General features: G+C 61.1%; 24 protein-coding genes. 16 read left to right on the top strand and 8 right to left on the bottom strand.

The window, feature by feature from the left end:
* Nucleotides 1–60: 60 nt before the first annotated feature.
* The 7 genes from CFE47_RS23640 to CFE47_RS23610 all read right to left on the bottom strand — a co-directional run bounded on the left by CFE47_RS23640 (nt 61) and on the right by CFE47_RS23610 (nt 8,364).
* The gene (locus CFE47_RS23640; protein WP_286840781.1) at nt 61–1,485 is read right to left on the bottom strand and encodes a gamma-aminobutyraldehyde dehydrogenase; all 1,425 of its coding nucleotides are present in this window, start codon (nt 1,483–1,485) and stop codon (nt 61–63) included.
* A 159-nt stretch (nt 1,486–1,644) separates the two neighbouring features.
* Nucleotides 1,645–2,454 (bottom strand): ABC transporter permease, encoded by an 810-nt coding sequence (locus CFE47_RS23635; RefSeq protein ID WP_286840780.1) that lies wholly within the window; start codon nt 2,452–2,454, stop codon nt 1,645–1,647.
* Entirely contained in the window at nt 2,444–3,373 is a 930-nt protein-coding gene (locus CFE47_RS23630) for an ABC transporter permease (RefSeq protein ID WP_286840779.1), read from the bottom strand. The genes CFE47_RS23635 and CFE47_RS23630 overlap by 11 nt, the downstream gene beginning before the upstream one ends.
* Before the next feature lies 1 nt (nt 3,374).
* Entirely contained in the window at nt 3,375–4,409 is a 1,035-nt protein-coding gene (locus CFE47_RS23625; RefSeq protein WP_286840778.1) for an ABC transporter ATP-binding protein, read from the bottom strand.
* Nucleotides 4,410–4,638: 229 nt separating this feature from the next.
* Complete coding sequence (gene ydcS, locus CFE47_RS23620; protein WP_185707486.1) at nt 4,639–5,790, bottom strand: putative ABC transporter substrate-binding protein YdcS; 1,152 nt, start codon at nt 5,788–5,790, stop codon at nt 4,639–4,641.
* Nucleotides 5,791–5,862: 72 nt separating this feature from the next.
* Nucleotides 5,863–7,320: a gamma-aminobutyraldehyde dehydrogenase gene (locus tag CFE47_RS23615; protein ID WP_286840777.1), complete on the bottom strand. Its 1,458-nt coding sequence runs from the start codon at nt 7,318–7,320 to the stop codon at nt 5,863–5,865.
* 132 nt (nt 7,321–7,452) lie between these two features.
* The gene (locus tag CFE47_RS23610) at nt 7,453–8,364 is read right to left on the bottom strand and encodes a LysR family transcriptional regulator (protein ID WP_003209548.1); all 912 of its coding nucleotides are present in this window, start codon (nt 8,362–8,364) and stop codon (nt 7,453–7,455) included.
* Between the two features lie 168 nt (nt 8,365–8,532).
* On the opposite strand from CFE47_RS23610, the gene CFE47_RS23605 reads away from it, so the two are divergent.
* The 16 genes from CFE47_RS23605 (at nt 8,533) to CFE47_RS23530 (ending at nt 25,358) form a co-directional block, all read left to right on the top strand.
* The gene (locus CFE47_RS23605) at nt 8,533–9,243 is read left to right on the top strand and encodes a tellurite resistance TerB family protein (protein WP_286840776.1); all 711 of its coding nucleotides are present in this window, start codon (nt 8,533–8,535) and stop codon (nt 9,241–9,243) included.
* 203 nt (nt 9,244–9,446) lie between these two features.
* A complete protein-coding gene (locus CFE47_RS23600; protein ID WP_286840775.1) occupies nt 9,447–11,069 on the top strand; it encodes a methyl-accepting chemotaxis protein in 1,623 nt (540 codons plus the stop codon).
* Complete coding sequence (locus CFE47_RS23595; protein WP_286840774.1) at nt 11,069–11,581, top strand: chemotaxis protein CheW; 513 nt, start codon at nt 11,069–11,071, stop codon at nt 11,579–11,581. The genes CFE47_RS23600 and CFE47_RS23595 overlap by 1 nt, the downstream gene beginning before the upstream one ends.
* Nucleotides 11,578–12,837, top strand: coding sequence for a CheR family methyltransferase (locus CFE47_RS23590; protein ID WP_286840773.1), 1,260 nt, complete (start codon nt 11,578–11,580; stop codon nt 12,835–12,837). The genes CFE47_RS23595 and CFE47_RS23590 overlap by 4 nt, the downstream gene beginning before the upstream one ends.
* Entirely contained in the window at nt 12,834–13,535 is a 702-nt protein-coding gene (locus tag CFE47_RS23585) for a chemotaxis protein CheW (protein WP_286840772.1), read from the top strand. The genes CFE47_RS23590 and CFE47_RS23585 overlap by 4 nt, the downstream gene beginning before the upstream one ends.
* Nucleotides 13,532–15,817 carry a hybrid sensor histidine kinase/response regulator gene (locus CFE47_RS23580; RefSeq protein ID WP_286840771.1) on the top strand — a complete coding sequence of 762 codons (2,286 nt, stop codon included), beginning with the start codon at nt 13,532–13,534 and terminating at the stop codon, nt 15,815–15,817. The genes CFE47_RS23585 and CFE47_RS23580 overlap by 4 nt, the downstream gene beginning before the upstream one ends.
* A complete protein-coding gene (locus tag CFE47_RS23575; RefSeq protein ID WP_286840770.1) occupies nt 15,814–16,824 on the top strand; it encodes a chemotaxis response regulator protein-glutamate methylesterase in 1,011 nt (336 codons plus the stop codon). Before CFE47_RS23580 ends, CFE47_RS23575 begins: the two co-directional genes overlap by 4 nt.
* A gap of 51 nt (nt 16,825–16,875) precedes the next feature.
* Entirely contained in the window at nt 16,876–17,877 is a 1,002-nt protein-coding gene (locus CFE47_RS23570) for a response regulator (protein ID WP_185707468.1), read from the top strand.
* A 234-nt stretch (nt 17,878–18,111) separates the two neighbouring features.
* A protein-coding gene (gene prfB, locus CFE47_RS23565) for a peptide chain release factor 2 (protein WP_095943132.1) occupies nt 18,112–19,207 on the top strand; the annotation gives its coding sequence in 2 pieces (ribosomal slippage) (nt 18,112–18,183 and nt 18,185–19,207; 1,095 coding nt in all).
* Between the two features lie 70 nt (nt 19,208–19,277).
* A complete protein-coding gene (gene lysS, locus CFE47_RS23560) occupies nt 19,278–20,780 on the top strand; it encodes a lysine--tRNA ligase (RefSeq protein ID WP_286840769.1) in 1,503 nt (500 codons plus the stop codon).
* 106 nt (nt 20,781–20,886) lie between these two features.
* Complete coding sequence (locus CFE47_RS23555; RefSeq protein WP_185707466.1) at nt 20,887–21,603, top strand: TetR/AcrR family transcriptional regulator; 717 nt, start codon at nt 20,887–20,889, stop codon at nt 21,601–21,603.
* Nucleotides 21,604–21,619: 16 nt separating this feature from the next.
* A complete protein-coding gene (locus CFE47_RS23550) occupies nt 21,620–22,168 on the top strand; it encodes a hypothetical protein (protein WP_286840768.1) in 549 nt (182 codons plus the stop codon).
* Nucleotides 22,169–22,189: 21 nt separating this feature from the next.
* The gene (locus CFE47_RS23545) at nt 22,190–23,467 is read left to right on the top strand and encodes a flavohemoglobin expression-modulating QEGLA motif protein (protein WP_286840767.1); all 1,278 of its coding nucleotides are present in this window, start codon (nt 22,190–22,192) and stop codon (nt 23,465–23,467) included.
* Between the two features lie 143 nt (nt 23,468–23,610).
* A complete protein-coding gene (locus CFE47_RS23540) occupies nt 23,611–24,516 on the top strand; it encodes an alpha/beta hydrolase (protein ID WP_286840766.1) in 906 nt (301 codons plus the stop codon).
* A complete protein-coding gene (locus CFE47_RS23535) occupies nt 24,513–24,839 on the top strand; it encodes a PA3694 family proteiin (protein ID WP_048720026.1) in 327 nt (108 codons plus the stop codon). The genes CFE47_RS23540 and CFE47_RS23535 overlap by 4 nt, the downstream gene beginning before the upstream one ends.
* Before the next feature lie 183 nt (nt 24,840–25,022).
* On the top strand, nt 25,023–25,358 hold the full coding sequence (locus CFE47_RS23530; RefSeq protein ID WP_286840765.1) for a FlxA-like family protein: 336 nt from the start codon (nt 25,023–25,025) through the stop codon (nt 25,356–25,358).
* 58 nt (nt 25,359–25,416) lie between these two features.
* On the opposite strand, the gene lptF is transcribed toward CFE47_RS23530, so the two are convergent.
* On the bottom strand, nt 25,417–26,202 hold the full coding sequence (gene lptF / locus CFE47_RS23525) for a lipotoxin F family OmpA-related lipoprotein LptF (protein WP_185707455.1): 786 nt from the start codon (nt 26,200–26,202) through the stop codon (nt 25,417–25,419).
* Between the last annotated feature and the right edge of the window lie 41 nt (nt 26,203–26,243).

The following is a 26,243-nucleotide window of genomic DNA, read 5'->3' as shown; positions in this document are numbered from 1 at the left end:
CACTCCGTAATCGCGGGCAAGCCCTCTCCCACACAAGCCAGCTTTTACAAGGGTTGCGCGTCAGTGCTTGAACATCACATGCCGAACAGTGGTGTAGTCCTCCAGCCCATACATGGACATATCCTTGCCATACCCCGACAGTTTCTGACCGCCGTGAGGCATTTCGCTGACCAGCATGAAGTGGGTATTCACCCACGTGCAGCCGTACTGCAAGCGCGCAGCCAAACGATGGGCGCGGCCCACATCGGCCGTCCACACGGACGACGCCAGCCCGTAGTCCGAATCGTTGGCCCAACCCAGCACCTGCGCTTCATCGTTGAACTGGGTCACGGAAACCACTGGCCCGAACACTTCGCGACGTACGATTTCATCGTCCTGCTGCGCGTCGGCCAACACCGTCGGTTCAAAGAAGAAGCCATTGCCTTCCACCGCCTTGCCGCCGGTTACCAGGCGAATATGCGGCTGCGCCACGGCACGTTCGACAAACCCGGCCACGCGGTCGCGATGTTGCGCCGTGATCAACGGGCCCAGCTCGGTGCCAGGGTCATCCTGCAAACCGTATTTGATGCTGGCGACGGCGGCGCCGAGTTTCTCGACGAATGCCTCGTAGATATCGGCCTGGGCATAAATGCGGCATGCGGCCGTACAGTCCTGCCCGGCGTTGTAGAAGCCAAAGGTGCGAATGCCTTCCACGGCAGCATCGATGTCCGCGTCATTGAAGATGATCACCGGCGCTTTGCCGCCCAGTTCCATGTGCATGCGCTTAACACTGTCGGCCGTGCTCGAGATGATATTCGCGCCGGTCGCGATGGAGCCGGTCAGCGACACCATGCGCACTTTCGGGTGATTCACCAGCGGGCTGCCTACTGTTGGCCCACGACCAAACACCAGGTTGAGTACACCGGCCGGGAAAATGTCGGCGGCCAGTTCAACCATGCGCAACGCGGTCAGTGGGGTTTGTTCCGACGGCTTGAGCACCACGGTATTACCCGCAGCCAGCGCCGGGGCGATTTTCCAGGCGACCATCATCAGTGGGTAGTTCCACGGTGCGATGGAGGCAATCACGCCCACTGGATCGCGGCGGATCATCGACGTATGGCCCGGCAGGTACTCGCCGCCAGCCGAGCCGCTCATGCAGCGACTGGCGCCGGCGAAGAAGCGGAACACGTCGGCAATCGCCGGGATCTCGTCGTTCAGCGCGGCACTGTAGGGTTTGCCGCAGTTGTCCGACTCCAGCTTGGCCAGTTCTTCGCCATGGGCCTCGATCACGTCCGCCAGTTTCAGCAGCAACAGGGAGCGATCCTTCGGTGCGGTTTGCGACCAGCTTTCAAAGGCCGCATCGGCGGCACGCACGGCGGCGTCGACCTGGGCTTCGCTGGCTTCGTTGATTTCCACCAGCACGCGGCCGAGGGCCGGGTTGAACACCGCTTGGGCCGGGCCTTCGCCTTCGACCAGCTGGCCGTTGATCAGTAATTTGGTTTGCATGGTTCAACTCTCCTCAAAACGACGGTTGCTGCCTGAGGAAACTCGATTCAAATGTGGGAGCTGGCTTGCCTGCGATAGCGGTGCTTCAGTCGATACTGCTATCGCAGGCAAGCCAGCTCCCACATTGACCGTGTTTCAACGGTGGCTATGTGTTGTTAATTATTTACCGCCACTCCCCGCCACGCTTTCACCGCCGCGCGTGAGGTAATAGGCACCCAGAATCGGAAACATCGTCACCAGCATCACCAGCATCGCCACCACGTTGGTCACCGGCACATCGCGCGGGCGGCTCAACTGGTTGAGCAGCCACAGCGGCAAGGTGCGCTCGTGGCCGGCGGTGAAGGTGGTAACGATGATTTCGTCGAACGACAGCGCAAAGGCGAGCATGCCGCCGGCCAGCAGCGCCGAGCCCAGGTTGGGCATGATGATGTAGCGGAAGGTCTGCCAGCCGTCGGCGCCCAGGTCCATCGAGGCTTCGATCAGGCTGTGGGAGGTACGGCGCAAGCGCGCGATCACGTTGTTGTAGACGATCACCACGCAGAAGGTCGCGTGGCCGACGATGATGGTGAACATCCCGGGCTCGATGCCCAGCGACTTGAACGTTGCCAGCAACGCGATACCGGTGATGATCCCAGGCAGTGCAATCGGCAGGATCAGCATCAGCGACACGCCTTGCTTGCCGAAGAACTCACGGCGATACAGCGCGGCCGAGGCCAATGTGCCGAGCACCATGGCGATCAACGTGGCAATGGCCGCGATCTGCAGCGACAGCTTGATGGCTTCCAGCACGTCCGGCCGGGCGAATGCCACGCTGAACCACTTCAAGGTGAACCCTTGGGGCGGAAAGCTGAACGCGGCTTCTTCGGTATTGAAGGCGTACAGGAAGATGATCAGGATCGGGAAGTGCAAGAACACCAAGCCGCCCCAGGCTGCGATCTTCAGGCCCAACGAGGATTTTTCAGAGTGCATCGAAGGCCCCCAGGCGTTTGACGATGGACAGGTAAACCGCGATCAGCACGATCGGCACCAGGGTGAACGCCGCGGCCATGGGCATGTTGCCGATGGCGCCTTGCTGCGCGTAGACCATGCCGCCAACGAAGTAACCGGGTGGCCCGACAAGCTGCGGCACGATGAAATCGCCCAGGGTCAGCGAGAACGTGAAGATCGAACCGGCAGCAATCCCCGGCACCGACAGCGGCAGGATCACCTGCATGAAGGTCTGGCGTGGCTTGGCCCCAAGGTCGGCCGAGGCTTGCAGCAACGACGGCGGCAAACGTTCCAGCGAGGCCTGGATCGGCAGGATCATGAACGGCAGCCAAATATAGACGAACACCATGAACCGCCCCAGGTGCGAAGTGCTCAAGGTACTGCCGCCTACGCCCGGAATGCCCAGCACGAACTGCAAGACCGGCTCCAGCCCCAGGTGCTGCACAAACCACTGCGCGACGCCGCCCTTCGCCAGCAGCAAGGTCCAGGCATAGGCCTTGACGATGTAGCTGGCCCACATCGGCATCATCACCGCGATGTAGAAAAACGCCTTGGTCTTGCCCGTGGTGTAGCGCGCCATGTAATAGGCGATGGGGAAGGCCACGATGGCGCTGGCGATGGACACCACGATCGCCATGCTCAAGGTGCGCACGATGATGTCGAAGTTCGACGGCTGGAACAGCGCCGCGAAGTTGGCCAGGGTAAGGTCCGGCGTGACCGCCATGGTGAAGTCGTCGAAGGTGTAGAAACCTTGCCACAGCAGGGTCAGCAACGACCCCAGGTAGATCGCGCCGAACCAGATCAGTGGCGGTATCAACAGCATCGCCAGGTACAGGTTGGGCTTGCGGTACAGCAGGTTGGAAAACCTGCGCATCGGCGGTTGAGAAAGGGCCAGGCTCATGTCACACCTCGCCTGCGATTTCGGTCAGCGGAGTCATGGCTTCCCGCGCCCAACGGGCGGTGATGGACTGACCGACCTGATGACCGCTGCTGATATCCAGCCATTGGTTGTTGGCCTGGCTGATATTCAGCGCCTGGCCGTTTTCCAGTTTCAGCTCATAGCGGGTGGCGCTGCCCTGGTACTGGATATCGTGCAGCAGGCCGCTGACTTCCACTTCACCGGCGCCCAGCGGGCCTTCGGCAAAGCGCACGTGTTCCGGGCGGATCGAGAACGGCTGGGCACTGCCGCTGAGGCGTTGGGCCAACTCGCCGCGAATCACGTTGGAGGTGCCGACGAACTCGGCCACGAAGGCGGTGGCCGGCTTCATATACAGGTTGCGTGGGGTGTCGACTTGCTCGATACGACCCTTGTTGAACACCGCCACACGGTCCGACATCGACAGCGCTTCAGTCTGGTCGTGGGTCACGAAAATAAAGGTGATGCCCAGTTGGCGTTGCAGCTTTTTCAGCTCGCTTTGCATCTGTTCGCGCAGCTTGAGGTCGAGGGCGCCCAGCGGTTCATCCAGCAGCAACACGCGCGGGCGATTGACCAGCGCACGGGCCAGGGCTACCCGTTGGCGTTGGCCACCGGAGAGCTGCACCGGCTTGCGGTCGCCGTAGCCGCCGAGGGCGACCATGCCCAAGGCTTCCTCTGCGCGGTTCAGGCGCTCGGTCTTGCCGACGCCTTTGACTTTGAGGCCGTACGCCACGTTGTCGCGCACATTCATATGGGGGAACAGCGCGTAATCCTGGAACACGGTGTTCACGTCGCGCTGATACGGCGGCAAGCCAGCGGCCTCCTCGCCATGGATACGGATCGAGCCTGCGCTCGGCTGCTCGAACCCGGCGATCAGGCGCAGGCACGTGGTCTTGCCGGAGCCCGAGGGACCGAGCATGGAAAAGAACTCGCCGTCCTGGATATCGATGGAAACCCGGTCAACGGCTTTCACTTCGCCGAACTGACGGGAAACGTGGGTGAATTGGACTGCAAGCGTCATGGTGCGGTGCTCCGAAAAGGCGCGGGTCGTCGCAGCGGCCCGGCCTGGACTTCTGAAAAAACGGGGGAATCTGTCATCGCAATTGAAATGTGAGCGCTTTTCTGTGGGAGCTGGCTTGCCTGCGATCGCATCACTTCGGTCTGGCTGAAACACCGAGGTGTCTGCATCGCAGGCAAGCCAGCTCCCACATAAACCCTGCCCACATTGGATCTATGCAGCCCGGGCAGGTTTAGCGCCCGCCCATGATCGCGATGTAATCCTGGGTCCAGCGGCTATACGGCACGAACTTGCCGCCCTCAGCCTGCGGGGTTTTCCAGAAGGCGATCTTGTCGAACTGGTCGAACCCATTGGTCTTGCAGCCTTCGGCGCCCAGCAGTTCGCTCTCTTTACAGGCGGCAGGCACTGCCGGCAGCGAGCCGAACCAGGCGGCAACATCGCCCTGGACTTTGGGTTGCAGCGACCAGTCCATCCACTTGTAGGCGCAGTTCGGGTGCTTGGCTTCGCTGTGCAACATGGTGGTGTCGGCCCAGCCGGTGGCGCCTTCCTTTGGAATGGTCGAGGCAATCGGCTGCTTCTCGTTGACTAGGCCGTTGACCTGATACGGCCAGGCGCTGGAGGCCACCACGCCTTCGTTTTTGAAGTCGCTCATCTGTACCGTGGTGTCGTGCCAGTAGCGGTGGATCAGCGGTTGCTGGGCGCGCAACAACTCAAGCACGGCCTTGTACTGGGTTTCGGTCAGCTCATACGGGTTCTGGATGCCCAGTTCCGGCTTGGTCGACTTGAGGTACAGCGCCGCATCGGCGATGTAGATCGGGCCGTCATACGCTTGCACGCGACCTTTGTTCGGCTTGCCGTCCGGCAGGTTTTGCGCGTCAAACACCACGTTCCAGCTGGTGGGCGCGGTCTTGAATACGTTGGTGTTGTACATCAACACGTTCGGGCCCCATTGGTACGGGGTGCCGTAGGTTTGCTGGCCGACCACATACCACGGCGCGTCTTTGAGGCGCGGGTCGATGTTCTTCCAGTTCGGGATCAATGCCGTGTTGATCGGCTGCACACGCTTGCCGCCGATCAGGCGCAACGACGCATCACCCGATGCAGTCACCAGGTCATAACCACCCTTGGCCATCAGGCTGACCATTTCGTCAGACGTGGCGGCGGTTTTCACGTTGACCTTGCAGCCGGTTTCCTTCTCAAAACCGGTGACCCAGTCGTAGGCCTTGTCGCTTTCGCCACGTTCGATGTAGCCGGGCCAGGCGACGATATCCAACTGGCCTTCACCGGCACCGACCGCCTTGAGCGGTTCGGCGGCCTGGATGCTGGCGCTGGCCAGCAGCGCGGTGGTCAGGGCACTGAGCAGTGCGGTCTTGTGCGCGGACATAGGGGTTCCCTCTTCTTTAATTATGGTCGGGGCAGTGTGTGAAGCCGGTACCGCAAGAGCTTAGTTGTTGTTTTAAAGATGCTGGCCGTGGCGCGCCATGATGTGTCTCACCACGCTGTAGTCCTGTAGCGAATCGCTGGACAGATCTTTCCCGTACCCCGAGCGCTTCAAGCCGCCGTGGGGCATTTCACTTACGAGCATGAAATGGCTGTTGATCCAGGTGCAGCCGTATTGCAGGCGCGCGGCCACTTGCATGGCCTTGTCCAGGTTCTGGGTCCAGACCGATGAGGCCAGGCCATATTCCGAGTCGTTGGCCCAGTCCACCGCCTGCTCCAGTTCGTCGAAGCGGGTCACGGTGACCACTGGGCCAAACACTTCGCGCTGCACGATTTCATCGCTTTGCTTGCAGCCGGCGAGCAGGGTGGGTTGGTAATAGAAACCTGCACCGGAATGCACGGCGGCGCCGGTGATGCGTTCGATATGCGGCTGGCCGAGGGCGCGTTCGACAAAACTGGCAACGCGGTCGCGCTGGCGCGTACTGATCAGCGGGCCGAGTTCGTTGTCGGCATCGCGTTTGCCGGCAAAGCGCAAGCTGCTGACCGCCGCGCCCAACTCGGCGACCAATTTGTCGTGAATCCCGGCCTGGGCGTAGATACGGCACGCAGCGGTGCAGTCTTGGCCGGCGTTGTAGTAACCGTAGGCACGCACGCCTTCGACCACGGCTTGCAGGTCGGCGTCGTTGCACACGATCACCGGGGCTTTGCCGCCCAGCTCCAGGTGCGTGCGTTTAAGTGTTTTGGATGCGGCTTGCAGAATTTTTTGCCCGGTGACGATATCGCCGGTCAGCGAAACCATGCGCACTTTTGCGTGGCTGACCAAATGGCTGCCGACGCCTTCGCCGCCGCCACACAGAATGTTGATCACTCCGCGTGGTAGCAGCTCTTTAAGCACCGGCGCCAGGGCCAGGATCGACAGGGGCGTATGTTCCGAGGGTTTGAACACCAGGGTATTGCCGGCGGCGAGGGCCGGGGCGATTTTCCACGCGGCCATCATCAGCGGGTAGTTCCACGGCGCAATTGACGCCACGACTCCGATAGGGTCGCGGCGCACCATGCTGGTGTAGCCCGGCAGGTACTCACCGCTCAGTTGCCCGGTCTGGCAGCGCACAGCACCGGCGAAGAAGCGGAACACATCCACCGTGGCGCTCAAATCATCCTGGCGCGCCAAGTGCAATGGCTTGCCGCAGTTCAGCGATTCCAGGCGAGCGAGGTAGTCGGCTTGTGTTTCGATGGCATCGGCGATGCCCAGCAGGATGTTCGAGCGTTGTTGCGGCGTGGTGCGCGACCAGGTCGCAAAAGCACGATGGGCAGCGAGGATCGCGGTTTCGACCTGCTCGGTACTGGCCTCGGCGATTTGAGTCAGCACTTCACCCGTGGCGGGGTTGAGGATCGGCTCGACAAAACCCTGGCCCTGGACCAGTTCGCCGTCGATCAGCAACGCGGTGAGCAGCGGGGTGGGTGCGCCGGACATTTTTCGCGATCTCTTTTGTTGTATGGCCATGGGCGTTCTCTTACAGGGCGCCTGACCTTCTCTTATGGATGAAGTGAGAGTAGAGGTCGGGCGCGAGGTCAACAAATACTAAATACTGAATGCAGCATTCGATTAAATAGATGGCTTGCGCGGATGGGGCTGTTCACGAGCGACCGTCAGGAACGGGTCCACCAACGCCGGCCGCGCCGTGCCACGACGCCAGGCCAGGCCGACGTCGAGGGTTTGGCTGAGGTCGGCGATCGGTCGCGCTTCAATAATGTCGCCCTCAAGCGACCAGGGGCGGTAGGTCATGTCGGGCTGGATCGACACGCCAAGGCCCGCCGCCACCAGGCTTCGCACCGCCTCGGTGGAGGCAGTGCGCAAGGTCACTCGTGGTTGCAGGCCCGCACCGGTCCACATGCGCTGGGCGTTGTGGCCCATTTCATCGACGTTCAGTTGAATCAGCGGCTCACGCGCCACGTCGGCAAGGTTGATGCTGTCGTGCTCCAGCAGCGGGTGTTGTGCCGGCAGCCACAGGCGGTGAGGGGAGTGGGTGAGCACTTCGGTCTGCAGGGCGTGGCGGTCTTCAAGGTTGGAGAGGATCAGCACGCCTACATCGATCTCACCACTGACCAGCAAATGCTCGATGTACGGGCGCTCATCCTCCATCACGCGGATTTCCACGTTGGGGTAGGCGCGCTGGAAACGGGTGAGCAGGTCGGCGAGGTAGTAGCCGGCAACCAGGCTGGTCACGCCGATGATCAACTGTCCGGCCACTTGGTCGGTGCTCTGTTGCAGGCTGCGCTTGGCGTTATCGACGGTGGCGAGGATCAGGTGCGCCTGGCGCAGAAACTGGTGGCCCTGGTGAGTCAGGGTCATGCCCTTGGCGTGGCGATTGAACAGGTTTACGCCGATTTCCTGCTCCAGTTGCTGGATCGCCAGGGTCAGGGTGGACTGGGAAATAAACGCAGTCTGTGCGGCGGCGGAGATCGAGCCGGTCTCGGCCACGGCGATGAAATGCCGGATTTGACGCAGGGTCATCATGCTGGAATTACCAGTGGGGTGTTTTTATAGATTTGTTCGAGTGTATATCGGTTTTAACGAAGGGCGGCGGCGTTACATCTGGAAGCACTCTAGATCGGGGCTTTTTGGCACTTAGTTTTACGCTGGGGGCCTATTGGTCCTATGAACCCTAGTGTCTGGAGGCTACGAATGAATACCCGTGGATTGCTCGATCAATTGCTCAAGTCTGGCCAGGACATGCTGCAGAACAAGAGTGGCGGCCAACGTAAGCAGGAAGACAAAGGCGCCCTGGGCGGATTGCTCGGCGGTAGCGGCCTGGGCAGCCTGCTGGGCGGCGCGGGCGGCGGCGCCTTGGCAGCGGGTGCGATGGGCTTGCTGCTCGGTAACAAGAAAGCCCGTAAATTCGGCGGCAAGGCCCTGACCTACGGCGGTTTGGCAGCGTTGGGCGTCATTGCCTACAAGGCCTACGGCAACTGGCAGGCACAACAGGCCACTGCGCCCAAAGGTGAACCGCAAACCATCGACCGCCTGCCGGCGGCACAGGTTGAGCAACACAGCCAAGCCATCCTCAAGGCGCTGGTCGCCGCCGCCAAGGCTGATGGCCACGTAGACGAGCGCGAACGCACGCTGATCGAAGGTGAATTCACCAAGCTGGACAACGACCGTGAGCTGCAAAGCTGGCTGCACGCGGAGCTGAACAAGCCCCTGGACCCGGCCGACGTGGCGCGGGCGGCGAGCACTCCGGAAATGGCGGCCGAAATGTACATCGCCAGTGTGATGCTGGTGGATGAGGAGAACTTTATGGAAAAGGCCTACCTCGACGAGCTGGCGCGCCAGCTCAAGCTTGAGCCTGGTTTAAAGGCCGAGTTGGAAAAACAGGTGCGCCTGAACGCCGGTTAGCTGCCTGCACCCACAATTTCGATTGTGATCATGTCTCAATCGCGGTGTTTCAGCCCTTTTACAGGTGGCCGAATCACCGCCATCTGCCGCAAGCCCCTTCCTACATTTGCATTCTGTGATCCCTACATCAAAACCCATTGATTAATGAGGGCTTCTGCTCAGCTATACTCCCCGGCATTTGATCGGCCCTTCGAGGAATTACTGTGAAGAACTGGACCTTGCGCCAACGGATCTTGGCAAGCTTTGCGGTCATTATCGCCATCATGCTGTTAATGGTTGTGGTCTCCTATTCACGGTTGCTGAAGATCGAAAACAGCGAGGAAGCGGTCCGCGACGACGCCGTGCCGGGTGTGTACCTCAGTTCGATGATCCGCAGCGCGTGGGTCGACAGCTACCTGCAAACCCTCGAAATGCTTGGCCTGCGCGACGACAAGGGCTTGAGCGATACCGACAAGGCCGACTTCAAATCCTATGAAGCGCGTATCCAGACGCAGATGGCCAGCTATCAGAAAACCATCAACGGTCGGGAAGATCAGGCCGAGTTCGATAAATTCGAATCCCTGCACCAGGCCTACAACAAGAGCCTGGCCGTTGTGCTTGATAGCCTGCAGCGCAATGACCTGGACGCCGCCCGCAAAGAGTTCAATACCAATCTGACGCCCGCCTGGACGGCTGGGCGCATGAAGCTCAATGACATCATTACCGAAAACAAGAGCGTTGCCGACCAAGCGACCAGTGCCATTGATAACGCGGTATCTGCCGCCAAAGTCAGCATGTTCGTGTCGTTAGTGCTGGCCATTCTGGCCGCCGGTCTGTGCGGTTTGCTGTTGATGCGCGCGATCATGGCGCCGATGCAACGCATCGTCGAAATCCTTGAAACCATGCGCGGCGGCGACCTGAGCAAGCGCCTGAACCTGGAGCGCAAGGACGAATTCAACGCGGTGGAAACCGGCTTCAACGACATGATGACCGAGCTCACCGCCCTGGTGTCCCAGGCCCAGCGTTCGTCGGTGCAGGTCACCACCTCGGTCACCGAGATCGCCGCCACCTCCAAGCAACAACAGGCCACCGCCACCGAAACGGCGGCGACGACCACCGAAATCGGTGCCACTTCCCGCGAGATCGCCGCCACGTCCAAGGACCTGGTCCGCACCATGACCGAAGTGTCGACTGCTGCCGACCAGGCATCGGTGGCCGCCGGTTCCGGGCAGCAAGGCCTGGCGCGCATGGAAGAAACCATGCACTCGGTCATGGGCGCCGCCGACCTGGTGAACGCCAAGCTGGCGATCCTCAATGAGAAAGCCGGCAACATCAACCAGGTGGTGGTAACCATCGTCAAGGTCGCCGACCAGACCAACCTGCTGTCGCTCAACGCGGCCATCGAGGCTGAAAAAGCCGGCGAATACGGGCGCGGTTTTGCTGTGGTCGCCACCGAAGTGCGCCGCTTGGCTGACCAGACTGCCGTGGCCACCTATGACATCGAGCAGATGGTGCGTGAGATCCAGTCGGCGGTGTCCGCTGGCGTGATGGGCATGGACAAGTTCTCCGAGGAAGTACGCCGGGGCATGTCCGAAGTGCAACAAGTGGGCGAGCAGCTGTCGCAGATCATCCATCAGGTACAGGCCCTGGCGCCGCGCGTGTTGATGGTCAACGAAGGCATGCAGGCCCAGGCCACCGGTGCCGAGCAGATCAACCACGCACTGGTGCAACTGGGCGACGCCAGCAGCCAGACCGTCGAGTCGCTGCGCCAGGCCAGCTTTGCGATTGATGAACTGAGCCAGGTTGCGGTCGGTCTGCGCAGCGGCGTGTCGCGTTTCAAAGTCTGATGAGCGACCTCGCGGCTAAACGCGGCGCCGTCCCGGCAGCGAAAAAGGCGTTGTTCCTGGTGTTTTGCATCGGCAGCGAACGCTATGCCCTCAAAGCCACCGAAGTGGCTGAGGTGCTACCGCGCCTGCCGCTCAAGCCGATCGCCCATGCGCCGTTGTGGGTGGCCGGTATCTTTGCCCATCGCGGAGCGCTGGTGCCGGTCATCGACCTGAGTGCCCTAACCTTTGGTGCGCCGGCCCAGGCCCGTACCAGCACGCGGCTGGTGCTGGTCAATTATCAACCAGAGCCGTGGCACGAAGCACGTTGGCTGGGGCTGATCCTTGAACAAGCCACCGATACCCTGCGTTGCGACCCGGCCGAGTTTCAGCCCTACGGCCTGGACAACCGCCAGGCGCCGTACCTGGGGCCGGTGCGTGAGGATGCCCAAGGCCTGATGCAATGGATCGGCGTGAACGACCTGCTGACCGATGATGTGCGTGCCGTGTTGTTTTCAGCCGAGTTGAGCGTATGAGCAACGATCCACGTTTCTTTGCCTTCTTGAAGGAGCGCATCGGCCTGGACGTGGCCTCGGTGGGCGAGGCGATCATCGAACGCGCGGTGCGCCAACGCACCCAGGCGACGCACGCGCAGACAGCGGGCGAATACTGGCAGCACCTGCAAAGCTCCCAGGATGAGCAGCAAGCGCTGATCGAAGCGGTGATCGTCCCCGAGACCTGGTTTTTCCGATACCCCGAATCCTTTGCAACACTGGCGCGCCTGGCCAAGGCACGCCTGGCCGAGATCAAGCAGATGCGCGCGCTGCGCATCCTCAGCCTGCCGTGTTCCACCGGCGAAGAACCCTATTCGATTGCCATGGCCTTGCTGGATGCTGGCCTGGCGCCCCATCAATTCAAGGTGTTGGGCCTGGATGTCAGCCCGCTGTCGGTGGAGCGCGCGCGGCGCGGGGTGTACGGCAAGAACTCGTTCCGGGGTGGCGATATCGGCTTTCGGGACCGGCACTTCACCGAATACGGCGATGGTTACCACATCGCTGACCGCGTGCGCGAACAGGTGCGGCTGCAAGTCGGCAACCTGCTTGATCCGACGCTGCTGGCCAATGAGCCGAGCTACGACTTTGTGTTTTGCCGCAACCTGCTGATCTACTTCGACCAGCCGACCCAGAAGCAAGTGTTCGATGTGCTCAAGGGCCTGACTCACGTCGATGGCGTGCTGTTTATCGGCCCGGCCGAAGGCAGCCTGCTGGGGCGTCATGGCATGCGCTCGATTGGCGTACCGCAGTCCTTTGCGTTCAGCCGGCATGCCGAGCCGGTCAAGCCTGAGCCGGTGTTCGCGCCGATTCCCGCGCCCCCGCCCCCGCGTACTGCGGCGACGCTGCCCGTGCGACCGCGGCCGTTCAGCACGGTTAACACCCAGGTGGTACCGATCAAGGCGCCGCCGTCCGATGCGAATACCTTGCTCAGCCGCATCGCCACACTCGCCAATGAGGGCAAAAGCGCTGAAGCGCGTGCTGCCTGTGAACAATATTTGAACAACCACCCGCCAGCCGCGCAGGTCTTCTACTGGCTGGGGCTGCTCAGCGATGTGTCCGGCAGCGCCCTGGAAGCCCAGGGCTTCTACCGCAAAGCCCTGTATCTGGAACCGCAGCACCCGCAGGCCTTGATGCACCTGGCCGCGTTGCTCGAATCCCAAGGTGACACGGCGGGGGCGCGCCGTTTGCAGGCCCGTGCCGCACGTAGCGAGCGAGCTGACAGTGAGTCCAAACGATGAGTAGCCCACACGTGCTCGACACCGCAGGCCTGGACCTGACCCTGGCCGACACCCAAGCCATCGACGACTGCTGGAACCGGATCGGTATCCACGGCGACAAATCCTGCCCGCTGTTGGCAGACCATATCCACTGCCGCAACTGCTCGGTGTATTCCACCGCCGCCACGCGCCTGCTGGACCGCTATGCCTTGCAGCAGGACGACCACCGTCCGCAGGCCACCGTTGAAGTCGGTGAAGACGTGGTCACCCGGTCGTTGCTGATGTTCCGCCTCGGCGAAGAATGGCTGGGCATTGCCACCCGTTGCCTGGTGGAAGTGGCGCCGCTGCAACCGATCCACTCCCTGCCGCACCAACGTTCTCGCGCCTTGCTTGGCGTGGCCAATGTGCGCGGCGCGCTGGTGGCGTGCCTGTCACTGGTGGAGCTGCTGGGCCTGGACGCTACCAACAATGGCGCCACGGGCGGGCGCATCATGCCGCGCATGCTGATCATTGCCGCCCAGGATGGCCCGGTGGTGGTGCCGGTGGATGAAGTCGACGGCATCCACGCCATCGATGAGCGTACCTTGAAGGCCGCATCGGCCTCCGGTACCCAGGCCAGCGCGCGCTACACCCAGGGTGTATTGCAGTGGAAAGGCCGCAGCCTGCGTTGGTTGGACGAGGCGCAATTGTTGTCCGCCGTGACCCGGAGCCTCACATGACCCCCGACCAGATGCGCGATGCCTCGCTGCTGGAACTGTTCAGCCTGGAAGCCGATGCGCAAACCCAGGTACTGAGCGCAGGCTTGCTGGCGCTGGAGCGCAACCCGACCCAGGCCGATCAGCTTGAAGCCTGCATGCGCGCCGCGCATTCCTTGAAGGGCGCGGCACGTATTGTTGGGGTGGACGCCGGGGTCAGCGTGTCCCACGTGATGGAAGATTGCCTGGTCAGCGCCCAGGAAAGCCGGCTTTACCTGCAACCTGAACATATTGATGCACTGCTGCAAGGCACCGACCTGCTGATGCGCATTGCCACCCCCGGCAATGACGTGGGGCCGGCAGATATCGAAGCCTATGTGGCGTTGATGGAGCGCTTGCTCGATCCGTCCCAGGCACCGGTCGTTAACGTGACACCGCCGCCTCCAGTGCCTGAGCTGGCACCTGCGCCCATCGTTGAGGAACTGCCGCCTGAGCCTGAGCCCGCGCCGCCCGTTGCCGCCGAGCCGGTGCGCCAGAACAAACGCATGACCGAAGGCGGTGAGCGCGTGCTGCGGGTTACCGCCGAGCGCTTGAACAGCCTGTTGGACCTGTCCAGTAAATCCCTGGTGGAAACCCAGCGGCTCAAGCCCTACCTGGCCAGCCTGCAGCGCTTGAAACGCATGCAAAGCCAGAGCGTGCGTGCCCTGGACGCTCTGGACGGTCAGCTCAAGACCCTGGACTTGAACCTCGAAGCCCAGGAAGCGCTGGCCGATACCCGACGCTTGCTCAGTGAAGCCCAGGCCCTGCTGGCGGAAAAAACTGCCGAGCTGGACGAATTCGGCTGGCAAGCGGGGCAGCGCGCCCAAGTGCTCTACGACACGGCGTTGGCCTGCCGCATGCGCCCGTTTGCCGATGTATTGGCCGGGCAGGTGCGCATGGTGCGTGACTTGGGTCGTAGCCTGGGTAAACAAGTGCGGCTGGAGATCGAGGGCGAAAAGACCCAGGTTGACCGCGACGTGTTGGAGAAGCTCGAAGCGCCGCTCACCCACTTACTGCGCAATGCCGTCGACCACGGCATCGAAATGCCCGAGCAACGCGTATTGGCGGGCAAGCCTGCCGAGGGCTTGATCCGCCTGCGCGCCTCCCATCAAGCCGGTTTGCTGGTGCTGGAGCTGAGTGACGATGGTAACGGCGTCGACCTCGAGCGCCTGCGCGGCACCATTGTCGATCGACACCTGTCGCCGCTGGAAACCGCGCTGCGATTGAGTGAAGAAGAACTGCTGACGTTCTTGTTTTTGCCGGGTTTTAGCCTGCGGGACAAGGTCACCGAAGTGTCCGGGCGCGGCGTCGGCCTGGATGCAGTGCAACATATGGTGCGCCAACTGCGCGGTGCGGTGGTGCTGGAGCAAACGGCGGGGCAGGGCAGTCGCTTTCACCTGGAAGTGCCATTGACCTTGTCGGTGGTGCGCAGCCTAGTGGTGGAGGTCGGCGAAGAGGCCTATGCGTTCCCACTGGCCCACATCGAACGCATGTGCGATTTGGCGCCGGACGATATCGTGCAACTGGAAGGCCGCCAGCATTTCTGGCACGAGGGTCGACATGTCGGCCTGGTTGCCGCCAGCCAATTGTTGCAGCGCCCGCCGGGGCAGAGTAATGAAGAGACCTTGAAGGTCGTGGTGATCCGCGAGCGCGATGCGGTGTATGGGATTGCCGTGGAGCGCTTTATCGGCGAACGCACCTTGGTCGTCTTGCCGCTGGATGATCGGCTGGGCAAGGTCCAGGACATATCCGCCGGTGCCTTGCTCGATGATGGCTCGGTGGTATTGATCGTTGATGTGGAAGACATGCTGCGTTCGGTGGACAAGTTGCTCAACACCGGCCGCCTGGAGCGCATCGCACGGCGTAGCCAGCAGGCCACCGAAGCGCCGCGTAAACGGGTGCTGGTGGTGGATGACTCGCTCACCGTGCGTGAGCTGCAACGCAAATTGTTACTTAATCGTGGTTATGAAGTGGCGGTCGCGGTCGATGGCATGGACGGCTGGAACGCATTGCGTTCCGAGGACTTCGACCTGTTGATCACAGACATTGATATGCCCCGCATGGACGGTATTGAATTGGTCACACTTTTGCGTCGAGACAGTCGCCTGCAATCGCTGCCGGTGATGGTGGTGTCCTACAAGGATCGTGAAGAAGACCGACGCCGTGGACTGGACGCCGGCGCCGACTATTATTTAGCCAAAGCCAGTTTCCACGACGATGCCCTGCTGGACGCCGTGGTGGAGCTGATTGGAGGCGCGCGGGCATGAGGATTGCGATCGTCAATGATATGCCCCTGGCGGTGGAGGCCTTGCGCCGTGCCTTGAGTTTCGAGCCCGCGCATCAGGTTGTCTGGGTGGCTGCCAACGGCCTGGAAGCCGTACAGCGGTGTGCCGAGCTGACCCCGGACCTGATCCTGATGGACTTGATCATGCCGGTGATGGACGGGGTCGAGGCCACGCGCCAAATCATGGCCGAGACGCCGTGTGCCATCGTCATTGTGACCGTCGACCGCCAGGCCAACGTCAGCCGTGTGTTCGAAGCCATGGGCCATGGTGCCCTGGATGTGGTCGACACCCCGCCCCTGGGCGTGGGCAACCCCAAGGACGCGGCGGCGCCGTTGCTGCGCAAGATCCTCAATATTGGCTGGCTGATCGGCCAGCGTGGCAGCCGCGTACGCGCCGAAACCGCGCCTCCGCGCATCACCGGCAAGCGCGAGAGCCTGGTGGCCATTGGCTCTTCGGCGGGTGGTCCGGCCGCCCTGGAAATCCTGCTCAAGGGCTTGCCCCGGGACTTTCCCGCCGCCATTGTGCTGGTGCAGCATGTGGACCAGGTGTTCGCCGCTGGCATGGCCGAGTGGCTGAGCAGTGCCTCGGGCCTGCCGGTGCGCCTGGCCCGCGAAGGCGAACCGCCGCAAAGTGGCGTGGTGCTATTGGCCGGTACCAATCACCACATTCGGTTGTTGAAAAATGGCACGCTCGCCTATACCGCAGAGCCAGTGAACGAGATTTACCGGCCCTCGATCGACGTGTTTTTTGAAAGCGTGGCCAGCCATTGGAATGGCGACGCCGTTGGCGTACTGCTGACCGGCATGGGCCGCGACGGGGCCCAGGGCCTTAAATTGCTACGTGAACAAGGTTATTTGACCATCGCCCAGGATCAGCAGAGCTCGGCGGTATATGGCATGCCCAAAGCGGCGGCGGCGATTGATGCTGCTGTTGAAATTCGCCCACTGGATAGAATTGCGCCCCGATTGCTGGAGGTCTTTGCAAAATGATGTTTACCCTCCGCGATGCTGGCTTGCAGGTAGTAATTCAGGTGACTGCACATGAATGATTTACAGATCGACGACATCAAGACCGACGAAAACGCCGCCATGGTGTTGCTGGTCGACGACCAAGCCATGATCGGCGAAGCCGTGCGACGCGGCCTGGCCCATGAAGAAAATATCGACTTCCATTTTTGCGCCGACCCGCACCAGGCGATCGCCCAGGCCATCCGCATCAAGCCCACGGTGATCCTGCAGGACCTGGTAATGCCCGGCCTCGACGGCCTGACCCTGGTGCGCGAATACCGCAACCACCCGGCCACGCAGAACATCCCGATCATCGTGCTTTCCACCAAGGAAGACCCGCTGATCAAGAGTGCCGCGTTCTCGGCCGGGGCCAACGACTACCTGGTCAAGTTGCCGGACAACATTGAGTTGGTGGCGCGCATTCGCTACCACTCGCGCTCCTACATGACCCTGTTGCAGCGCGATGCCGCCTACCGTGCGCTGCGTGTGAGCCAGCAACAGCTGCTGGACACCAACCTGGTGCTGCAACGGCTGATGAACTCCGATGGCCTTACCGGGCTGTCCAACCGCCGCCACTTCGACGAATACCTTGAACTGGAATGGCGCCGCGCCATGCGTGACCAGACCCAGCTGTCGTTGCTGATGATCGACGTGGACTTCTTCAAGACCTACAACGACAGCTTCGGCCACGTAGAGGGTGACGAAGCCCTGCGCAAAGTCGCCGCCAGCATTCGCGAAGCCAGCAGCCGCCCGTCGGACCTGCCGGCGCGCTACGGCGGTGAAGAGTTTGCGTTGGTGCTGCCCAATACGTCGCCAGGAGGTGCACGCCTGGTGGCCGAGAAGCTGCGCATGGCCGTCGCGGGCCTTAAAATCCCGCACATCGCCCCGGCCGAAGGCGCCAGCCTGACCATCAGCATCGGGTTGTCGACCATGACGCCGCAGCAGGGGACGGATTGTCGGCAGCTGATATTGGCGGCGGACAAGGGGTTGTATACGGCCAAGCATAACGGGCGCAATCAGGTGGGTATCGAATAGTCGCAAGCGGCGCCGAACGCCTGTGGGAGCTGGCTTGCCTGCGATGGCGGTGTCCCAGTTGCAGCTGCCTCAACTGACAGACCGCTATCGCAGGCAAGCCAGCTCCCACATTTGATCTCCGTTCTTTAGGAGATCGTATACACCCCCGCCTTTTCGCCAAGCGGGCTGCCGTTCCCCCCCGTTTGCCGTTATACTCGCCGGCTTTCAAAAGTTCGCCAACGAGTGCTGCCCGCCATGGAAATCAACCCGATCCTTAACACCATCAAGGACCTGTCCGAGCGCTCCGAAACTATTCGGGGGTATCTTTGACTACGATCAAAAGCATGAGCGTCTGACCGAAGTCAATCGCGAGCTTGAAGATCCTGCTGTCTGGAACAAACCTGAATACGCCCAGGAACTGGGCCGCGAGCGCGCTGCGCTGGCGCAGATCGTCGATACCCTCGACGAACTGAACACCGGTCTGGCCGATTGCCGTGACCTGCTGGATATGGCCGTCGAAGAGAACGACGAAGGCGCAGTGGGCGATGTCGTCGCCGAGCTGGCCCGTCTCGAGGAAAACCTCGCCAAACTCGAATTCCGTCGCATGTTCAGCCACGAGATGGACCCGAACAACGCCTACCTGGACATCCAGGCCGGTTCCGGCGGCACCGAAGCCCAGGACTGGGCCAACATCCTGCTGCGCATGTACCTGCGCTGGGCGGATAAACGCGGTTTCGACGCCACCATCATGGAGCTGTCCGCCGGTGAAGTCGCCGGTATCAAGGGCGCCACCGTGCACATCAAGGGCGAATATGCCTTTGGCTGGCTGCGTACCGAGATCGGCGTGCACCGTCTGGTGCGTAAAAGCCCGTTCGACTCCGGCAACCGTCGCCACACCTCGTTTTCTGCTGTGTTCGTCTCGCCCGAGATCGACGACAAGGTGGAAATCGAGATCAACCCGGCCGACCTGCGTATCGACACCTACCGTTCCTCCGGTGCCGGTGGTCAGCACGTAAACACCACCGACTCGGCCGTACGTATTACCCACGTACCGACCAACACCGTGGTCAGCTGCCAGAACGAACGTTCCCAGCACGCCAACAAGGACACCGCCATGAAAATGCTGCGGGCCAAGTTGTACGAGCAGGAAATGCAGAAGCGCAACGCTGCTTCCCAGGCGCTGGAAGACACCAAGTCGGATATCGGCTGGGGTCACCAGATCCGTTCTTATGTGCTCGATGCGTCGCGGATCAAGGATCTGCGCACTAACATCGAACGCAGCGACTGCGACAAGGTGCTCGACGGCGATATCGACGAATACCTGGAAGCCAGCCTGAAATCGGGCCTGTAAACCGCCTGCCCGACCTCAAGTCCCCCGCCAGTGGCGGGGGCAACAGACCTGTGATGGAAGATTTAAAGACATGAGCGACCAACAACTCGACCCGCAAGCCCTGCAACAGGAAGAAAACTCCCTGATCGCCCTGCGCAAGGAAAAGCTTGCTGCCGAGCGCGCCAAGGGCAATGCCTTCCCCAACGACTTCCGTCGCGAAAACTACTGCGATGCCTTGCAGAAGCAATACGCGGACAAGACCAAGGAAGAACTGGCAGAGGCTGCGATCCCGGTCAAGGTGGCAGGTCGCATCATGCTCAACCGTGGCTCGTTCATGGTGATCCAGGACATGACCGGTCGCATCCAGGTCTACGTCAACCGCAAGACCTTGTCGGAAGAAACCCTGGCCGCGGTAAAAACCTGGGACATGGGCGACATCATTGCCGCCGAAGGCACCCTGGCCCGTTCCGGCAAGGGCGACCTGTATGTTGAAATGACAAACGTACGCCTGCTGACCAAATCCCTGCGCCCGCTGCCAGACAAGCACCACGGCCTGACCGACACCGAGCAGCGCTACCGCCAGCGCTACGTTGACCTGATCGTCAACGAAGACGTGCGCCACACCTTCCGTGTGCGCTCGCAAGTCATCGCCCACATTCGTAGCTTCCTGATGCAGCGTGACTTCCTCGAAGTGGAAACCCCGATGCTGCAAACCATCCCCGGTGGTGCTGCAGCCAAGCCGTTCGAAACCCACCACAACGCGCTGGACATGGAAATGTTCCTGCGTATCGCGCCGGAGCTGTACCTCAAGCGCCTGGTAGTGGGTGGTTTCGAAAAAGTGTTCGAGATCAACCGCAACTTCCGTAACGAAGGCGTTTCGACGCGTCACAACCCAGAGTTCACCATGTTGGAGTTCTACCAGGCTTACGCCGACTATGAAGACAACATGGACCTGACCGAAGAACTGTTCCGCGAGCTGGCGCAGTTGGTCCTGGGCAGCACCGACGTGCCGTACGGCGATAAGGTGTTCCACTTCGGCGAGCCGTTCGTGCGTCTGTCGGTGTTCGATTCGATCCTCAAGTACAACCCTGAGCTGACCGCTGACGACCTGAATGACATCGACAAGGCCCGCGCCATTGCCAAGAAAGCCGGCGCCAAGGTGCTGGGCTTCGAAGGCCTGGGCAAATTGCAGGTGATGATTTTCGAAGAACTGGTGGAGCACAAGCTGGAACAGCCGCACTTCATTACCCAGTACCCGTTCGAAGTGTCGCCGCTGGCCCGTCGCAACGATGACAACCCGAACGTCACCGACCGTTTCGAGCTGTTCATCGGCGGCCGCGAAATCGCCAACGCCTACTCCGAGTTGAACGATGCGGAAGACCAGGCCGAGCGCTTCATGGCCCAGGTGGCCGACAAGGACGCCGGCGACGACGAAGCCATGCACTACGACGCTGACTTCGTCCGTGCCCTGGAATACGGCATGCCGCCAACCGCCGGTGAAGGTATTGGTATCGACCGTCTGGTGATGCTGCTGACCAACTCACCGTCGATTCGCGACGTGATATTGTTCCCGCACATGCGGCCGCAAGCGTAAATCCAGCGAAATCCGAAGCCGCCTTTTATAAGGCGGCTTTTTTATGCGGCGTCTTTAAGCGTCAAGCTAACAGCGCCAGGTTTTGATCTATTCAAGGATGTGTGTCGTGAACCGCGTAATCGCTCAGGAAGGCGCCGCCGGCATTGCCGCTGCCGTGGCTGAAAGCGTCCAGTACCAGGGCCGTAAGGCCAGTCGTAGGGGCAGCGAGCAGCGCAGGCAAGACATTCTCGATGCGGCCATGCGCATCGTGGTACGCGAAGGGGTTCGCGCCGTGCGCCACCGGGCGGTGGCCGCCGAAGCCGGGGTGCCGTTGTCGGCCACCACCTATTACTTCAAGGACATCGATGACCTGCTGACCGATACCTTTGCCCAATACGTGGAGCGCAGCGCTGCGTTCATGGGCAAGTTGTGGGTGCGCAACGAAGGCCTGCTGCGCGAGATGGTCGCCTATGGCGATGGCAGCCCGCAGTCGCGTTCCCAACTGGCCGATGACATTGCGCGGCTGACCGCCGATTACGTCTTGCGCCAACTGACCAACCGCCGCGAACACCTGATGGCTGAACAGGCCTTCCGCCAGGAGGCCCTGTTGAACCCGCGCCTGGCAGCGCTGGTGCGCTCGCACCAACAGATCCTGTTGCAGGGCACCGGGCAGTTTTTCCAGGTATTGGGCTCTCGCGAGCCGCAACAGGATGCCAAAGTGTTGACGGCGATAATCGGTCGGATGGAATATCAGGGCCTGCTGGGCGGCGCAGAGCCTCTGACCGGTGAAGAGATGCTTGAGATTCTCAAGCGTTACATGCATTTGGTGTTGGCCTCGGTCTGACACCGGGGAGTGTCGAATGAAAGCCTGGCGTGTTGCAGTCATCGCCTTGTCGTTCCTGCTACTGAGCGGTTGCCTGGTGACCTTCAAGGACCCGCTGCCTGCCCATGAGGCCGCGCCGCAGGCTTTGTTGGGCCAGTGGTCGAGCAAGAACGCCTGGGGCGAGCCGCTCAACCTGCACATCAGCGCTGCGGGTAACCACCGTTACAAAGCCGTGAGCTACCCTACAGCCAAGCCCGGTCAGCGTGATGAGTACCTGTTTAGCGTGTCGCGCCATGGCAGTCGTTGGTACCTGTCGGCGCCACTGCCGGCCAAGCTGGGCGGGCATTACATCCTGGCGGGCTTCGAGTTCGACGAAAAACACGAATTGGTGGTCTACACCCTGGACCTGGATCAGATTCACCAGGCCATCGGCCAAAAGGTGTTGAGCGGCAGCAACGTGGAGACCGTCGAAGGCGCGGGTGTGGTGGTCGACAGCCCCATGGACCAGGTATTTGCCTACCTGGATGACCCGGCCAATGCCGATGTGTTCGTTGAAGCCGTGCGCTACCAGCGCACGGGCAAATAACGTTTAAAGAGGAAGCACCAGGTGGACGATTACCAGCAGACGATACGCACCTTGTCTGATCGCATTGTGCTGGCGCAAACACCGATTCGTGTCCTCGACGCCGTGAAGTGGGACGAGAACATTCGCCAGGGGTTCCTCAAGGCCAAGGGTAAGGAAATGCCCGCCGTGAGCCGCGACTATTACCTCAACCGGCCACTGTCGTTCGACTCCAGCGCAGTGAAGCTGGAGTTCCAGAACATTGAGCGCGACATCACCCGTCGTCTCGGCCAGTTCAGCCCGGTGGGGCAGATCATGCGCCGCATGTGCCGGGAATACCGCATGGTGGTGCGCATGCTCGAAGCACGCGGCACCGAGGACTTCGGCCTGATTTCCCAAGAGCTGTACGGCGCCGCCTCGGACGCGTTCCACGCGGGCGACCCGACCCTGGCTGACCTGGGCCTGATGCTGTCCGACTACCTGAATAACATCGACGGCCGTGGCGACTTGAAAGATGAGGCCAAGACCCTCACAGCCAAGGACGCCGTCGCCCTGCTGCAAACCCGCCTGAACAAGGTGTTTGGCGAAGCCGAAGAAACCATCCGCGTGTTCGAGTCCGACGGTATCGTCGCCGACGCGGCGGCGGGTGCCGACTACATCAAGATCCGCGCCGACGCGATGTTCAACGACCGCGATGTACGTGCCCTGGAAGTGCATGAAGGCCTGGTGCACGTCGGCACCACGCTCAACGGCCAGAACCAGCCTATCTGCACCTTCCTGTCCAAGGGCCCGCCGTCGTCCACCGTGACCCAGGAAGGTTTGGCGATCCTGATGGAGATCATCACGTTTGCCTCCTACCCGAGTCGCCTGCGTAAATTGACCAACCGCACCCGCGCCATCCACATGGTGGAAGAGGGCGCGGACTTCCTGCAGGTGTTCGAGTTCTTCCGCGAGCAAGGTTTTGAAATGGCCGAAAGCTACGGCAACGCCAGCCGCGTATTCCGTGGCTCGGTGCCGACCGGCTTGCCGTTTACCAAGGACCTGTCCTACCTCAAGGGCTTTATCATGGTCTACAACTACATCCAGCTGGCCGTGCGCAAAGGCAAGCTGGAACAAGTGCCGCTGCTGTTCTGCGGCAAGACCACCCTGGAGGACATGCGCACCCTGCGCCAACTGGTGGACGAGGGCCTGGTGGTGCCGCCCAAGTACTTGCCAGACCAGTTTCGCGACATGAACGCGCTGGCGGCGTGGATGTGTTTCTCCAACTTCCTCAACCACTTGAGCCTGGATCGGATCGAGGCGGACTACTCGAATATCCTTTGACGAAACCGGATCAAAATGTGGGAGCGGGCTTGCCTGCGATAGCGGTCTTTCAGTTAAAGCAGTTGCGACTGATACACCGCTATCGCAGGCAAGCCAGCTCCCACATTTGATCTCTTTTGTTTTCAATAGCGAGGCTTCAACGGATGAGAATCCTCGGCATTCTGTGCCTGCTACTCACTTTGAACGGTTGCAGCTCCCTGCTGTTTTACCCCGAGCCTGGCCTGCCGTTCACGCCGCAAAAGGCCCACCTGGCCTACCGCGACGTCACCCTCACTACCGCCGATGGCGTGAAGCTCCACGCCTGGTGGCTGCCGGCCAAGTCCGGCGTGCCGCTCAAAGGCACCGTGCTGCACCTGCATGGCAATGGCGGCAACCTGGCCTGGCACTTGGGCGGGAGTTGGTGGTTGCCGGAGCAAGGCTATCAAGTGCTGCTGCTGGACTATCGCGGTTATGGCCTGTCCGAAGGCAAGCCATCCTTGCCCGAGGTCTATCAGGACATCGATGCGGCGTTCAGCTGGATCGACAAGGCCCCCGAAACCCAGCACCAACCGCTGATCGTCCTCGGTCAAAGCCTGGGCGGCGCGCTGGCAGTGCATTACCTGGCGGCACACCCGGAGCGCCAAGCCCAGCTCAAGGCCCTGGTGCTGGACGGCGTGCCCGCCAGTTATCGTGACGTAGGACAATTCGCCCTGAGCACCTCTTGGTTAACATGGCCGCTCCAGGTGCCTCTGTCGTGGCTGGTGCCGGACGCCGACAGTGCGATCCACGCCATGCCTGAATTAACCGGCGTACCGAAACTGCTGTTCCACAGCCTGGATGACCCGATTGTGCCTGTGGCCAACGCCATCCTCCTGTACCAGGCCGCACCGCCGCCGCGCGTGTTGCAGTTGACCCGGGGTGGCCATGTGCAGACCTTTGCCGACAAGACCTGGCAGACCGTGATGCTGCGCTACCTGGACGACCCGCAGTACTTCAACGGCCTGCGCCGCCTGGGCGAAATTCCGAACTACCCCCTTCCTACAGTTGATTCATCAGAGAGCCCGCAATGAGCGAAGAACGCAACATGATCCCGCTGATCCTCACCGGCATCGGCACCATCATCGGCACCGTCGGCTGCTTGTGGTTCTACGGCTACCTTCACTTTGCCAAGCCTGAAGATGCGTTGCTGCTCAGTGACTTCACCATGCTCAAGACGGTGCCAGGAGAGGATTACAAGATCTCCCTGACCCCGGCCGCGCAAGTGGCGCAGTGTGTCGACGGTGTGTTGGTCATGTTCGATACCGAGCAGAAAGGCCTCAGCGGTGTATTGGTCAACAACAAGAAACAGGCGGTGCGCTGCATGGGGCAGGAAACACCGCAGCTTGAGCAGTAGCGATTTGGCGTACGAAAACATGCTTTGTCCTTGCCGTAATGCGCTGATCCTTTGTCCAATTCTGGTTCAAGTCATGTCAGGGGAGCGTCGCACCGGAACCATCTTGGGTTGAACGCCACAGATTTCGGACTGATCAGCAGCGCTGATCGGACCACGGTGTTTTCCAATTTGGAGTCAACAAGCATGAATATGAGTATTAACCCCCAGTTTTCCCAGGGAAGTGTCGGTGGCGCCGGTGAGTCTGGTGGCAACCAAAAAGAGATTGAGGCCCTTAAGAAGCAGATCAAAGGCCTGGAAGACCAGATCGCCGCCAAAGGGCAACAAGGTTCGGGCGGCGCACAAGGTGGCGGTGGCGAAGAAGATCCATTGCAGCAATTGCTGAAGATGCTGCAAGAGCAATTGCAGAAGTTAATGGGTGGCCAGGGGGCCGGCGGTGGAGGTGACTCCGCTGGTGGGCAGGGCGGTGGCGGCCAGGTCCAGGCAATCGTGGAGCAATCCAAGATGTCTGTCGGTTTCTGATAAGCGCCGCATAAAAAACCCCGCCATATGGCGGGGTTTCTTTTAGTACAACAGTCGATCAGTTAGCCACGGACGAGCGTGGTTTGACCGGCTGGTTATCGTTGGAAATGGTCACTTCAACACGACGGTTCATGGCACGGCCCGATACGCTGCCATTGTCGGCAACCGGGTATTCCTTGCCGTAACCCTGGGTCACGATGCGCGAAATATCCACACCCTGTTGAGCCAATGCGCGTTGCACGGATGCCGCACGGCGCTCGGACAGGCTCTGGTTGTACGCGTCGGAACCGGTGCTGTCGGTGTAGCCTTCGACAATCACTTTACGGTCTGGGTTATCGCGCAGGAATTGCGCCAGCTTGGTGATGTTCACCAGGCCGCTGGATTTGAGGTCGGACTTGTTGGTGGCAAACAGCACGTCACCAAAGGTCACCAGCGTACCGCGATCAGTCTGCTTGGCATTCAGGCTGTCTTGCAGCTGTTTGATTTGCGCATCGCGGGCTTCGAGCAGTGCGCGGGCACGTTCGTCACCAGCGTTTTTCAGCTTGGCTTCGGATTCGCGCAGCACGATGGTGTCTTTGGCCACTTCAACGCGCTGGTTGGTCAGGTAGGCCAGTTGGTCGACCTTCTTCTGGTCTTCGCGGTCGCGGTAGGCCTTGTCTGCCTTGTCCAGCCACTCGCTGGCGTCTTTGGTTTCCAGGGCTGCAACCTTGGTGGCTTGCGGGTTGGCTTGCAGGGCCGAGTAGTTGGTCCGTGCGTTTTCCAGGTTCGCGTTTGGCGGGGTGGAGCAGGCCGCCAGGGCAACGCTCATCGCCAGCAGGGCAGGGATCATCAATTGTTTACGCATAGTCGTGTCGTCCTTTCAATTCGATATCGGGTGCAATGCAA

Origin of the sequence: Pseudomonas sp. PGPPP1 (genome assembly GCF_002255865.1) — a bacterium.
Lineage (GTDB): Bacteria > Pseudomonadota > Gammaproteobacteria > Pseudomonadales > Pseudomonadaceae > Aquipseudomonas > Aquipseudomonas cremoris.
The sequence above is the reverse complement of the archived record's forward strand: the minus strand, read 5'-3'. Positions and strand labels throughout refer to the sequence as shown.

Excerpts from the sequence above, each read along its gene's own strand:
- CFE47_RS23575 (WP_286840770.1), top strand. The coding sequence starts at position 15,814 with ATGAGGATTGCGATCGTCAATGATATGCCCCTGGCGGTGGAGGCCTTG.
- CFE47_RS23630 (WP_286840779.1), bottom strand. The coding sequence starts at position 3,373 with ATGAGCCTGGCCCTTTCTCAACCGCCGATGCGCAGGTTTTCCAACCTG.
- CFE47_RS23640 (WP_286840781.1), bottom strand. The coding sequence starts at position 1,485 with ATGCAAACCAAATTACTGATCAACGGCCAGCTGGTCGAAGGCGAAGGC.
- CFE47_RS23550 (WP_286840768.1), top strand. The coding sequence starts at position 21,620 with ATGAAAGCCTGGCGTGTTGCAGTCATCGCCTTGTCGTTCCTGCTACTG.
- CFE47_RS23540 (WP_286840766.1), top strand. The coding sequence starts at position 23,611 with ATGAGAATCCTCGGCATTCTGTGCCTGCTACTCACTTTGAACGGTTGC.
- CFE47_RS23635 (WP_286840780.1), bottom strand. The coding sequence starts at position 2,454 with ATGCACTCTGAAAAATCCTCGTTGGGCCTGAAGATCGCAGCCTGGGGC.
- CFE47_RS23570 (WP_185707468.1), top strand. The coding sequence starts at position 16,876 with ATGAATGATTTACAGATCGACGACATCAAGACCGACGAAAACGCCGCC.
- CFE47_RS23590 (WP_286840773.1), top strand. The coding sequence starts at position 11,578 with ATGAGCAACGATCCACGTTTCTTTGCCTTCTTGAAGGAGCGCATCGGC.
- CFE47_RS23530 (WP_286840765.1), top strand. The coding sequence starts at position 25,023 with ATGAATATGAGTATTAACCCCCAGTTTTCCCAGGGAAGTGTCGGTGGC.
- ydcS (WP_185707486.1), bottom strand. The coding sequence starts at position 5,790 with ATGTCCGCGCACAAGACCGCACTGCTCAGTGCCCTGACCACCGCGCTG.
- CFE47_RS23535 (WP_048720026.1), top strand. The coding sequence starts at position 24,513 with ATGAGCGAAGAACGCAACATGATCCCGCTGATCCTCACCGGCATCGGC.
- lysS (WP_286840769.1), top strand. The coding sequence starts at position 19,278 with ATGAGCGACCAACAACTCGACCCGCAAGCCCTGCAACAGGAAGAAAAC.
- CFE47_RS23580 (WP_286840771.1), top strand. The coding sequence starts at position 13,532 with ATGACCCCCGACCAGATGCGCGATGCCTCGCTGCTGGAACTGTTCAGC.
- lptF (WP_185707455.1), bottom strand. The coding sequence starts at position 26,202 with ATGCGTAAACAATTGATGATCCCTGCCCTGCTGGCGATGAGCGTTGCC.
- CFE47_RS23595 (WP_286840774.1), top strand. The coding sequence starts at position 11,069 with ATGAGCGACCTCGCGGCTAAACGCGGCGCCGTCCCGGCAGCGAAAAAG.
- CFE47_RS23625 (WP_286840778.1), bottom strand. The coding sequence starts at position 4,409 with ATGACGCTTGCAGTCCAATTCACCCACGTTTCCCGTCAGTTCGGCGAA.
- CFE47_RS23615 (WP_286840777.1), bottom strand. The coding sequence starts at position 7,320 with ATGTCCGGCGCACCCACCCCGCTGCTCACCGCGTTGCTGATCGACGGC.
- CFE47_RS23605 (WP_286840776.1), top strand. The coding sequence starts at position 8,533 with ATGAATACCCGTGGATTGCTCGATCAATTGCTCAAGTCTGGCCAGGAC.
- CFE47_RS23610 (WP_003209548.1), bottom strand. The coding sequence starts at position 8,364 with ATGATGACCCTGCGTCAAATCCGGCATTTCATCGCCGTGGCCGAGACC.
- CFE47_RS23585 (WP_286840772.1), top strand. The coding sequence starts at position 12,834 with ATGAGTAGCCCACACGTGCTCGACACCGCAGGCCTGGACCTGACCCTG.